The following is a 12,959-nucleotide window of genomic DNA, read 5'->3' on the forward strand; positions in this document are numbered from 1 at the left end:
ACCGTTGTTTTTGAGTTCTTATTCGCTTCTAAGTGAATCTACAGGGTTTGAAGTAGCTGCACGGAAGGAGCGCAACCCAGTAGTAATGGCTCCAATTAATAGGGTGAAGCCGATAGCCGCAGCAAACACCCAAACTGACAATCCGATTCTAAATTCGAATCCGCTTAGCCAGTCGTTCATGAGGTAATAACCAAGTGGAGCAGCCAATAAGAAAGCGATGCCAATGAGTACCAACAGTTCTTTAGAAAACAGATTCAAGATCTGATTGACAGAAGCACCCAGTACTTTGCGAATACCGATCTCTTTGGTCTTTTGGTTGGCCATGAATGACACTAAGCCATACAAGCCTAAACAACCAATAAAGATGGCCAAACCTGAAAATATCTGAAAGAGTGTGAGCACTCGGGCTTCTTCTTCATAGTTCTCCATGATCTTCTCAGAAAGTAAAGTGTAATCGAAAATAGTATGAGGGTACTGCGCAGTCCAGGTCTCTTCAAGCTTCTTTACTAGGTTTGAAGTCTGACTTTCCGAACCCTCAAACCTTACCGCTCCTTCGTAGTAGTAGCCAGCGTATTTGACCATAATTATCGGGTCAACTTTATCTCTCAAATCCTTATTGTGGAAATCCTTGAAGACCCCAACTACTCTTTTATCGCCATTAAAACCTGAGCGGATGGTTTCTCCAATAGCGTCTTCAGGGTTTTCAAGCCCCATCAGTTTCAATGCTTGTTCAGAAATGATTGCTTCAGAAAGTGTTGTATCGAACTTGCTGATATCGCTTCCCGCCAAAAGTTTGATGTCATATAAATCCAAATAGTTTTCATCAATCACCTTGAATGCAGCATCGAACTCTCCTGTGGTTTCCAACGGAGCATAACCGAAAGTAGAACCAATGTTGTTATCAGAAAGTGGACTTGCGAATGAAAAGCTAACCTTTTCAACTCCTGGAAAAGTCTGCAATTCATTCCCCATAAAGTTTAGCTTCGCTTCTTCGTTGGAAGGCAGAGGAAAAGTGATGATGGAAGATTTTCTGAAGCCTAAATCCTTATTCTCGAAGAATTTCATCTGAGAAATAACCACCAGCGTACAAATAACCAGCACTTGAGAAATAAGAAACTGGAAGACTACCAAACCTCTTCTTGTATTGATATTTCCTGAAAGAGAACTCTGCCCCTTGCTTCTAAGTACTGCTACAGGCTTTAGTCTGGAAAGTATAAATGATGGATAAAGTCCAGCCAAGAGCGTTACCCCCACCACTACGCCTAAAGCCACTAGCAAGAGGGAAGTGTCTTTCATTAGCTCTAACGATAAGCTATAACCAATCAACTCTTCCATATTAGTCATGGCCAATTCGGCTACTCCCAAAGAAATAAGAGTGGCTATCACTGTTATGAGGAAGGTTTCGCCCATAAACTGGAAAACCAGCTGGTTTCTTACACCGCCTAAAACCTTTCTAATTCCAACCTCCTTAGACCGCTTAATGGCCAAAGCGGTAGATAAATTCACAAAGTTGATACAAGCGGTGAGAATTAAGAATACCCCAATAGCAATCGGAACGGTTAAAAAGTCGGGCGACTTGGCCGAGTTTCCATATACATTATACTCTGGTTGAAAGTGCATATCAGCAAGTGCTTGGAGCTGAAAAACAGTTTCATTCTCCGTTTCAGGCATATATTTCTCAGACATGGCCGGAAGCACATCTCTAATTTGTTGTGCCGTAACATTATCATTAGCTAGGAAGTAAACATGTGCATTTGAAGAAGTTGAACCCCAAGAATCTGGCTGGAAGAAATCGAAAATCTCAGCTACAGATTCATACTCTATCAATAACTTAAAAGGAAGAGAGGCATTCTTTGGAGGATCTGTAACCACCCCCGTAATGAAAATCGTTAGGTCATTATTGAGCTTCATTTCCTTACCCAATACTCTATCGTATCCTCCATCGGTCACACCGAAATATTTTTCTGCTAGGGAAATTGAGATTACAGCCGACTTAGGCTTAGACAAAGCAGTTTCAGGGTCACCCACCTTCCACTCATAATCGAAGAGCTTAAAGAACTCCTCGTCAACGAAAGAAATACCATCTCTTTGTTCATAGTGGGTCCAATCACCCGTTACATTCTGAACGCTGAGCTGATTCTCCCCTATGTAGAACGTTCTAACTGGCGTACCCAAGTCTGGATAGTCAGTTTTGAAAGCCTCGGCAAATGGATTCTGCATTCCAGCTTCCTGCTCAACCAAATTCGGGCTGATTACCTTTTTAGTGAAGCGATAAAGGTTGTCGTAATTGGTTAGGTAAGTATCGAAGCTCTTTTCAAAAATTACAATCTTGAAGAGAACCAAGGCAGCACTGATACCTAATGCTAAACCGAAAATATTGATGATGGTAAAAGACCTGTTTCTCGACAGGTTTCTAAGCGCGGTGATGAAATAATTTTTTAACATAGTTGACCTTTGATGTCACAATCTAGCCAAAAGGAGTGCCAAAAACACTACATACTGAATATCAGAACGTTGTAAATATATTTCAGTCATTGATAGTTTTTATCCGTTTGTTTTCAATACATTTAAGTGTTTGTTTTTGATACAGTTTTATGGCGAAGATAGAGGCTAAAATACTGATTGTTGACGATGATATTGATGTGCTCAACACGGCACGAATGTATCTGAAACAGCAGTTTACCTTAGTGCAGATTGAAAGTAATCCGGAACTGATCCCCCTCCACTTTGAGCGAGAATCATTTGATGTGGTATTGCTCGACATGAACTTTAAGAAAGGAGAAAATGATGGATCTGACGGGCTTCATTGGCTCAACCAAATTCTGGATATCGATCCGAATGCCATCGTCATCTTAGTCACCGCCTATGGTGAGTTCGACTTGGCGGTTCAAGCCATCAAATCGGGCGGCACCGACTTCATTACCAAACCATGGAAAAATGAAAAACTCTATGCCACCATTACTTCAGCCTTACAACTTCGGCACAGCAAATTAGAGGTAGACAGACTTAAAAACACCACCAAAAGCATCACCGATGATGTAGATCAGAAGTACTCTAACTTTCTGGGTAATTCAGCTCCCATGCAAAGAGTTTTCTCACTCATTGAAAAGGTAGGACCAACCGATGCGAACGTGCTGATTCTCGGAGAAAACGGAACTGGTAAAGAATTGGCAGCCAGAGCACTGCACAAAAAATCAGACCGAGCTAATCAGGTTTTCATTAAGGTCGATTTGGGCTCTATTAGCGAAACGCTTTTTGAGTCGGAGCTTTTCGGTCATGTAAAAGGGGCTTTTACCGATGCCAAAGAAGACAAGCCTGGCCGCTTCGAACTGGCGCAAGGCGGCACTCTCTTTCTGGACGAAATTGGCAACCTCTCTCTCCCACTTCAGGCAAAATTGCTTTCGGTGCTTCAGCAGCGAAAAGTAAGCAGAGTGGGTTCAGGCAAAGAAATTCCGATCGATATACGTCTGGTTTGTGCCACCAATATGCCCCTTTATGAAATGGTAGATAAAGGTGAATTCAGGCAAGACTTGCTCTATAGAATCAACACCGTTGAGCTTAAAATGCCCTCACTTTCAGAGCGAACTGAAGACATGGACATTCTGGTTGAACACTTCTTAAACGTATTTGGCAAGAAGTACAAAAAGACCAATATGCGCATTGATACGGGCACCATGAATAAGTTAAAGAAGCATCATTGGCCTGGAAATATTCGAGAGTTGGAACACTCCGTAGAGCGAGCCATTATTCTGGCCGATGGCAATAAGCTAGGCCCAAATGATTTCATGTTGGGAAACACAAAAGCCTCGGCCAAAGCACAAGAAGATGAAAACCTAAACATTACGGAAAACGAAAAAAGACTAATATTAAAAGCGCTAGACAAACATAATGGCAACGTAACCCGAGCCGCTAAAGAACTCGGCCTTGACAGACTAGCCCTTTACAGAAGAATGCAGAAGTATGGATTGTAGCGAGAAGCACGAGGTCGGAAGTCGGAAGCAACTTAGCCATCTTTTGCTCGATTACTGATGAAGTAATGCCCCTTTAGGGGTTAGGGGTAGATTGAGACAGAAGTCAGAAGACCGAAGACGGAAGTCGGAAGCAACTTAACCTACTTCCGCACAAGTACTGATAAAATACTGCCCCTTTAGGGTTATAGAGTAAGACGGAAGACGGAAGACGGAAGCAACTTAGCGATCTTCCGCACAAGTACTGATAAAGTACTTCCCCTTTAGGGGTTAGGGTAGAATAAGACGGAAGTCAGAAGACCGAAGTCGGAAGATAGGAGTCGGAAGTAACTTAGCCATCTTTTGCTCGATTACTGATGAAGTGCTGCCCCTTTAGGGGTTAGGGGTAGATTGAGACGGAAGTCAGAAGTTGGAAGTAGGAAGCAACTTTGCCATCTTTTGCTCGAGTACTGATGAAGTAATGCCCCTTTAGAGGTTAGGGGTAGAGAGAAAGAAAAGTTTTACGCGAGGAAGGAATTTCGGAAGAGTAAGAGTAAGAATCGACCTTAGAAGCATTAATATTAAGAATACTAAACAACTCAAATATGAAAACCAACCTAGCGCTAACACTTGCATTGCTCTTAGCAGCTTGTACCAGTCAAAACTATGAACTGGCATACGTTAATGACGAAAACGGAAAGCTAGATATTTTTCTATTTGACTCTAAAAACATAACTGACACTCTCCTTATAAGCTCAGAAAACACTAAGTATAACATGGTTTGGAGTAGTGATGGAAAAAGCCTCTACTATACTGAATACAAGCAGGGCAGCCGCTCCATACTGCGCTATAATCTCGCGAGCAAGGAGAACGAAGAATTACTTAGCGACACCCTTACGCTTACCCTCAACGATGTTTCAAAAGATGGAAAAACATTATTAGTAAGTTCTGGCCGAGATCAGGTTAAAGGTGAAATTTACAGTTACCATCAACCAACAAAAGAATGGTTCAGACTTACCAAAAACGAGCTCTATGAGTCTGGAGCAAAGTTTTCTCCAGATGAATCTCAGGTAATTGCCAGCATACAAACTCAAGCAGGCGACTCAATTTATAGATCTGGAATAGCTGAAATATTTCAGATAAACGTACCAAACCCAATCAATCAAAAACAGCTCACCAGTCTAAAGCACTTCAATGCTCTGCCAGATTACTCCCCCAATGGAGAACAAATTGCCTTCCATCATTGCGACACAGGTAACTGCGACATTTACGTAATGAATGCTGATGGAAGTAATCAAGTCAATATTACCCAAGGCATTGATGATAACCGATGGCCAAGATGGTCTCCCGATGGAAGAGTATTAGCCTTTACCAAAACCCTAGATGGTAATTCGGAAATCTATATTTGGAATTCTTCTACTAAAGAAATTACACCATTAATCACGTCTCCTAAAAGAGATGAAATAGCTGAATTCAGGCCAAAGAACTAAGAGACACTAGGTACAATGGTATCAAAAAGATTCGCTTTACTGGTAGTTATCCGCATCGTGTTGCTCATGCTCACCATGACGGCACTGGCCTTTATTTTCGCCAGAACAGAGCTCTTCTTCAACCAAATTATACTGCTAGGCATAATCATTATTCAGGTCTCTGAACTCATCAGGTTTATCACACACACGAATCGAGAGATTGCCAAACTACTGATGGCCATTCGTTACTCCGACTTCTCCATCTCCTTCAAAGGCAAAAAGCATGGCAAGTCGTTTCAAGAACTGCAAGATGCCTTTGTAGAAATCATAGAAGCATTCAAAAAAGTAAGCGTTGAAAAGGAAGCCCAATTTAAGTTCCTTCAAGTCATTGTAGATAACATTAAGGTAGGTGTGTTAGCAGTGAAAGAAGATCATGGAATTGAGCTAATGAACAAGGCCGCTCAAGATCTACTAAAAATTGCCACTCCAAATTACTGGAAGCAATTTCAGCAGCTACAGCCCACTTTTGCCAACGAATTGGATGCCATGGAAGACAATGAACGTAAGCTGATTGAACTTTCCATCAAGGGCGAAAAACAGCAAGTTTCGGTTCAGATCAACCGACTTAAAATTCTGAATTATCGATACACTATAGTCACCTTTCAGGATATCAAAAGTGAGATTGAACAGAAGGAAATTGAGGCTTGGCATAAGCTTATTCGCATTCTCACGCACGAAATTATGAACTCGGTAACGCCTGTCACCTCTCTTTCTGAGACCATGATTATGCTACTGGAAGAAAATGGTCAGCCGAAGCCATTGGAGAACCTTTCCGAAGAAACGTTGGAAGACCTTCGTTTCTCACTTAAAACCATTCAAAGGCGTAGTGAAGGCCTACTCCACTTTGTAGAAGACTACCGTAAGCTGACCAGAATTAAGACCTTAGAGCTGAAAGAAGTCAACGTCAGGGAGCTGTTAGAAGAAAACGCCAACCTCTTAAGTAAGGAGTTCGAAAAAGCTGGTGTAAAACTCCAGACAAAATCTGAAGCCCGCATGTCGGTAGCAATGGATAGAAAGCTTATAGATCAGGTTCTGATTAACCTATTAACCAATGCTCGACACGCTACAGAAAACCACGAAAATGGCTTAGTAGAAATTCATGCTTATTCTAGTAGTCACCAGTCAGTCATAGAAATAAAAGACAACGGAATCGGTATAGACGAGACCAAAATGGATCAAATTTTTATTCCATTCTTTTCCACCAAAGAAGATGGTTCTGGCATTGGGTTGAGCCTCTCCAAACAGATAATGAAAAAGCATAAAGGCGACTTGACAGTGAAATCCCAACATGGCCAAGGAGCTACATTCAGCCTGATATTCAGGAAATAACAGTTTAGTAAAACACACTTTACCAATTTAAATAAGGTAGTCGGTTTCAGTCATTAAACTGACATTCCAAAAGCAAACACCCTCCTTCTCGCTGAACCTAACTCAACATAAAATCCTTAAATGGTTTTTCAACAAGGTGAAAAGCACACGGCAACTTTAAGCCATACCAAAACGTAATGAGCTTTCATCCACAAACCAAAGGTCATGAAAATATTACTCAACATATTATTGGGCATATTAACGGTAGAGCTAGCCCATGCACAAAGCAAAAGCATTTCAATTCCTATGAAATCAACGCATTGGAATATTCCGGCCGATGCTCAATTTGAACAATTCGACAACAGAGAAACACTAGTTTTAACTACTGGCAGGGCCACAGTAAAAGGTCAACACTTCACCAATGGAATCATAGAGGTAGAGGTTTACGCCAAGGCTAGCAGAAGCTTTGCTGGCATCAGTTTTCGCGAAGAGAACAACAACTTGGAAGAAGTGTATATGAGGTTACACAAATCTGGTCAGGCAGACGCTGTTCAATACACGCCCATGTTCAATAATGAGTCTAACTGGCAATTGTATCGCGAGCATCAGGCCAACGTGACATTCAAAGCTAATGGCTGGAATAAACTAAGGTTAGAAGTTCAGAATCAGCGGGTAGAAGTCTTTATTAACGGAAGCTACGCAATGACTGTGGAGCAAATGAAAACCAGTCAAAAAGAGGGAAAAATTGGCTTATGGGCCTTATTTGGCAACCGATTCTCTAATTTCAAGGTTACTCATTCCGCAGTAGATAAATCGACTCAAGAAAAACCGAAGACACCAACAGACCCTACAATTATTTCTAGTTGGCAAATAACATCAGCTCAGTCTTTCCATAAAGAAAAGTTAGATTATGAGCTGCTCGCTAAGACCGAATACACGTCTGTTACCACAGAAGAATCAGGCTTACTACCTATTTCTAAATATGTTAAAAAGACGTCTTCTGGCGGGTTCGAGCAAAACAAAGAAGATTTTATTGTTGCGAAGACCACGATTCATTCAGAAGAGGCTGCTAACAAGCTTTTCTCTTTCGACTACAGCGACAAAATCATCATTTACCTAAATGGTGAAGCGATTTTCTCTGGTGATAACAGCTTCCGACTGAAGGGAGTGCAATTTATGGGGCACTTAAATATTGATGCCAACACGCTTTATCTTCCTCTAAAAAAAGGAGACAACCTAATTCACTGCGTAGTAATTGACCAGGCCAATGGCTGGGGCTTAATTGGTAAAATAGAATAGCAAGCAGCGTTTCTAAACGCCACACTGTTTTGTAAAACAGTTTATTACAATTAGTCAGAAAATATGGATCTATATAAGTGATAAATCTATATTTCTGGCTTATTTCTATGTCTACTCATAATAACCCCAGAGACCTTAGCTTAATAGAAATAGAGTTATCTTACCGAGAGGCCACGGCTAATGAACTCGGCTGGCACATGCATAATGTTACCTGTTCTGAAAAACCACATTCGCGAAAGCAAATCATATGACTCAATCCGAACTGATAGTCTTAAACTTCACAGAGATTAGAAGAAGAAGTATAAAACTTTGGAAAGCGCTTCCTGAAAGCCGGTATAATTGGAAACCTGACGAAAAAGCGATGACTTCTATGGGCATGATTCGGCACGTTTTGGAAGCCGATTATGGATGGAATATGATTATCAATAACGAGAGCATGACTAATTATCATACTCCTTGGGAAAATCAACCATTGATTAGCGTTGCTGACGAACTTGAATTTGCTCAACCTTACAGAAACACATTTATAGAAAGCGTCCGTCAGTTTTCTGATAGAGAATTAAACGAAACAGAAATCGTGCACCCTGGCAATGGCGAGAAAAAGAATCTCGGAAAATACTTATTGCGCATTGGGTATCATGAATCCGTTCACGCAGGTCAATTCCTAACATACTTGAGAGCGATGGGAATTGATCGTCCAAGTGTATGGGACTAAAAACACAATGGCCAACAATGGCACCTAGTCTTCATTTGTCTGAATCAATGTATCTGAAAAGGTCATGAGCAAACAAATGAATAAGCTATACAGCATTGAAGCTGTTTAGCATAAAAATCTCTATCTGGTCTTGAGCGTCTCGCTAAGACGTATGCGGTGGGTAGGCCAAATATAATCTCCGTAAATAATCTCAGCAAGCCATCTAAATATAGTCTGAAATAAGCGAGGCAATGTTTTACAAGGTATTATGAGAGACTGCAAAAATATTCAAAAGCTTATGGCTTTATATTTTACCAAACGTTCGGTAAATATTTATTCATTATATACATTTGCTTTATGAGACCACCGAAAGTATTGGAAGAAGATGTACTGGAAAGCTTAACAAAAGTATTTCGTGAGAAGGGCTACGAAGGTGCTAGCCTCTCGGATTTAGCTGAAGCAACTAATTTAAAAAAAGCCAGCTTATACCATCGTTTCCCGAAAGGTAAGCAAGCAATGGCTGAAGCTGTGTTACAGAATGTAAATAAGTGGGTTCAGGAAAACATATTTTCTGTTTTACAAAATGAAATTTTGACCCCCGAGGAAAGGTTAAAGAATGCGTTGAGTCAAATAAGCGTACTTTATTCTGCTGGAGAAGAAACTTGCATTTTTAGAGCTTTATCGATGCGAGTAGGCTTAGAGCTTTTTGAAGAACAAATCAACAGCGGAATGCAATTGTGGATTATCAATTTCAAAGAAATCGGAATTGAATTGAATTTTGAAGAAGACGAGGCACTCGATCTTGCGCTGCAAACTTTGATCGAAATTCAAGGAGCCTTAGTTGTATCTCGAACCATGAGAGACAAAAACATTTTCAGTCAGACATTACAAAAAATTGAAACCCGCTATCTCCATAGATTTCTTTAAGGAAAAACTATTCTCCCCTTAAAAGCTACTCATGAAAACAACATTACTACTCGCAATATTATTTATATCCATAAGCCTAAACGCACAAGATTTAATAGTAAACACTACTCAATCAATCAACTGGAACAAAGATTACACTAAGTTTTATGGATTTCTTCAATCTGCCTTGGTAACTGATAGCGATGGGAATAAAATTGTGGTGGGTGGATTTGATGGATTGAGTGTAGATTTTGGGACAGACGATACTCTATCATCTGATGAAAATTCCAATATTTTTATCGCCAAATATGACACTAACGACAATTTAGTCTTCTTGAAGGGTATCGGAGGAAGTTTTTTTCAAGAAAGCAGATATAGTAATGATTATGCAAGTGATGTAAAAGTAGATAGCGAAAACAACATTTATGTTTTGGCGACCATTGACGTTGGTACATTGCAAAAGGTGGACTTAGACTCGGAACACCCAGAGAGCAACTCGATTATTTCTACTTCTTACGGGAATGATTTTTCTGACAACAACCATAATGCTTTCATAATAAAATACTCTCCAGAAGGAAAAATGCTCTGGTATAGAGAAATAAAAGATGACTTTACAGATCGAAGCTTTAGTCTCTATATTGATACCAATAATGATGTGTGGGCTACTGGCTATCTAGGAGGTTTTACAGGTGCTAATATTGATTTTGACACTAACAATGAGTACTCGGATAATCGCGATATTATCCAGGGTGAATTTCTTCGTTTAGGATTTGTCGCACATTACAATAGTGATGGCGATTTTGTAGATGTAAAGGGTATTGGAGGTGGTACACTTTCAAGCTTACATGTTTGTGTAGCCCCGAGTGGAAATATGTACTTGGCCGGTGCATTTAATGCTCTTAAAGGCACTAACGCTAAAGGATTATCCTTATTTAAAAATAATGAAACACCTGTTTATGTGGAAAGTCAAGGATTCTTTGAATTTGCTCCACAAAATACAGACATATTTATTTTAAAATGTAATGCTTCAGGAAATGTAGAGTGGGTAAAAACGATTAGTTCAAATTCATTCAATTCTGTTACCGACATTACCTTTGATGACAATGAACATATTTATATTTCCGGTTTTTTTTCAGGTAACAATGTGGATTTCGATATAGATAATGACTTATCATACGATACCAAAACTTCAGTATCCAATGGTTCAGGGCTTGTAGCTAAATATAATTCAGAGGGAAACCTTACCATGCTAAAAACCATTGATGGAGGTACTCGCACCAGAATTCACTCTTTAGCCATAAATAATAATGGTACTATAGCTGTAGGTGGGGATTTTAAAGGTGATGTTTCATTTGGCGATATCTCTCTGAATACTTCCTCTTCAAATTCCAATCCGTTTATTGCCATAATCGATTCTGAGGGAAATTGGAGCAATGTTAAAAAGATCGAAAAAAATGGTTACGCTTCTATTGCAAGCATTGAAGCAACTCCCAATAATGATTTTCAATTTGTAGGTTTCGAGGCAGTGATATACACTGAGGGATACAATATAGAATCTATTTTTTATGGTATTGCTCAAAGCGAATCATTGGTCACAGCAATTCCCGATATATTAGAGAATAATAACATTATTGTCTATCCTAACCCGGCTACAGATTTCCTGAACATTCAGACAAAGAAAGATATTGACCAAATAGATGTTTATAGTTTAAGTGGAAGATTACTATTATCTGAAAAAGACTCTAGATTGATTGATGTAACAACGTTGCCAGACGGAGTATATCTGCTAAAAATGTATTTAAAGAATAGTGAGAGTTGTATGAAACGCATTTTAGTTAAATAAAAACTGGCTACGAACGTGTCAATAAAGCTCGCGCTTCACCTTTCTCAGATCTTAACGCCTCTCCGAGACCTTGGTTTAACAGAATTATGCTACTGAGAAGCCAAGGCTAGTTTTAGTTTTTCTATCTTTACAGCCTGTTTTACTAGCATTACATATCGCATATCCTTGACCTAAGGATATTCAATTAAACGAGCAACCAACGCCCAGATCTGTTGGCTGTCTCTTTCATTCAAATTTTTATTCAAGATCGATCAACCATTGGTCGCAATATCATCTTAAAGTCAATTTCAGACTTCAGGCTTGATATTCATCTAATCTTTAAAATGACTAGTAATAATCTTATAAGTAAAAATATAGAAGCTTTCTATAATCAGGCCTCAGAAGAAACCAGACTCAATAAAGGAATGGGAGTATTCGAGTTCGAAAGAATTAAAACCCTCATTGAAAAGTATATTCCCAATCAACCATCAAAAATTATTGATGTGGGTGGCGGTACCGGAAAGTATTCGGAATGGCTTGCTCAAAAAGGGCATCAAGTCCACTTAGTAGAACCCGTTCGCAAACACCTAAAACTGGCAAAAGGCAGGTCCAATAAATTAAAGAACAAGTTCTCTGTTCACTCAGGAGAATCTAGAAATCTCGACTTCCCCAGTAACTGTGCTGACTTGGTCATTTTGCACGGACCATTGTATCATCTTCAGAATAAAGAAGACCGAAGTACGAGCATTCGCGAAGCCAAAAGAGTAGTAAAACCTGACGGTATCATTCTTGGCTTTGCCATTAATTATACTGCCTCCACCTTAGTTGGACTCTTAAATGGTCTGATCCATAAAAAGCCCTTTTTCCAAATGTGCAAAGAAGAGTTGACCACTGGGGTTCACAACCCTCCTGATGATTTCCCCTGGTTGTTAGCTGAAGCCTATTATCATAGGCCAGAGCAATTAAAAAGCGAGTTTCTTGAGCAAGAGCTGATCTACCTTAACACTTATGCCATTGAAGGAATGGCTTGGCTAGACAAGGATTACTTTGCCAGTATGCTGAACTGTAATAGAAAAAAGACTCTACTCGAATTGATTGAAGTAACGGAAAATGACAGCTACCTCCTACCCTTCAGTCCACATATGATGATCGCAACACAAAAACAATCTAGTAATGAATATTAAAGAAGACTACTACAACCTGTTAATAGCCAACAATGGCTGCTTAAGCGAGATAGAACTTGGAGAAAAGTTAGGACTCAATGAAAACGAAACGCAACGAATAATCTCCCAGTTGCTCTCTGAATATAAAATCGAACACAAGACAAACAAGGCTTGTGATTACAGCCTATTCAAACCTCCAAAAACTAAGTAGAATGTAACCAATGTAGGTTTTATAACCTCAGTATTTATAGCGGAGCCCACTACCGATTTTAAAATCTAAACGTATTCTAA

General features: G+C 39.7%; 10 protein-coding genes. 9 read left to right on the top strand and 1 reads right to left on the bottom strand.

Annotated features, from left to right (window positions below):
• Nucleotides 1–18: 18 nt before the first annotated feature.
• Nucleotides 19–2,445 carry an FtsX-like permease family protein gene (locus T7867_RS18150; protein WP_322299630.1) on the bottom strand — a complete coding sequence of 809 codons (2,427 nt, stop codon included), beginning with the start codon at nt 2,443–2,445 and terminating at the stop codon, nt 19–21.
• Nucleotides 2,446–2,594: 149 nt separating this feature from the next.
• Here T7867_RS18150 and T7867_RS18155 point away from each other — a divergent pair, with 149 nt between their 5' ends.
• The 9 genes from T7867_RS18155 to T7867_RS18195 all read left to right on the top strand — a co-directional run bounded on the left by T7867_RS18155 (nt 2,595) and on the right by T7867_RS18195 (nt 12,879).
• Nucleotides 2,595–3,971, top strand: a complete 1,377-nt coding sequence (locus tag T7867_RS18155; RefSeq protein ID WP_273512786.1) for a sigma-54-dependent transcriptional regulator — start codon at nt 2,595–2,597, stop codon at nt 3,969–3,971.
• Nucleotides 3,972–4,552: 581 nt separating this feature from the next.
• Nucleotides 4,553–5,437, top strand: coding sequence for a TolB family protein (locus T7867_RS18160; RefSeq protein WP_322299631.1), 885 nt, complete (start codon nt 4,553–4,555; stop codon nt 5,435–5,437).
• 15 nt (nt 5,438–5,452) lie between these two features.
• Complete coding sequence (locus T7867_RS18165) at nt 5,453–6,805, top strand: sensor histidine kinase (protein WP_084375753.1); 1,353 nt, start codon at nt 5,453–5,455, stop codon at nt 6,803–6,805.
• 204 nt (nt 6,806–7,009) lie between these two features.
• Complete coding sequence (locus tag T7867_RS18170; RefSeq protein WP_068224500.1) at nt 7,010–8,083, top strand: family 16 glycoside hydrolase; 1,074 nt, start codon at nt 7,010–7,012, stop codon at nt 8,081–8,083.
• A gap of 247 nt (nt 8,084–8,330) precedes the next feature.
• Complete coding sequence (locus T7867_RS18175) at nt 8,331–8,798, top strand: DinB family protein (protein WP_068224504.1); 468 nt, start codon at nt 8,331–8,333, stop codon at nt 8,796–8,798.
• Between the two features lie 354 nt (nt 8,799–9,152).
• Complete coding sequence (locus T7867_RS18180; protein WP_245660267.1) at nt 9,153–9,704, top strand: TetR/AcrR family transcriptional regulator; 552 nt, start codon at nt 9,153–9,155, stop codon at nt 9,702–9,704.
• A 31-nt stretch (nt 9,705–9,735) separates the two neighbouring features.
• On the top strand, nt 9,736–11,526 hold the full coding sequence (locus tag T7867_RS18185) for a T9SS type A sorting domain-containing protein (RefSeq protein WP_068224507.1): 1,791 nt from the start codon (nt 9,736–9,738) through the stop codon (nt 11,524–11,526).
• Between the two features lie 323 nt (nt 11,527–11,849).
• Nucleotides 11,850–12,689 (top strand): class I SAM-dependent methyltransferase, encoded by an 840-nt coding sequence (locus T7867_RS18190; protein ID WP_068224756.1) that lies wholly within the window; start codon nt 11,850–11,852, stop codon nt 12,687–12,689.
• A complete protein-coding gene (locus T7867_RS18195) occupies nt 12,679–12,879 on the top strand; it encodes a hypothetical protein (RefSeq protein WP_068224514.1) in 201 nt (66 codons plus the stop codon). Before T7867_RS18190 ends, T7867_RS18195 begins: the two co-directional genes overlap by 11 nt.
• The last annotated feature ends 80 nt before the right edge of the window (nt 12,880–12,959 follow it).

Source organism: Roseivirga spongicola (assembly GCF_034376045.1).
Lineage (GTDB): Bacteria > Bacteroidota > Bacteroidia > Cytophagales > Cyclobacteriaceae > Roseivirga > Roseivirga spongicola.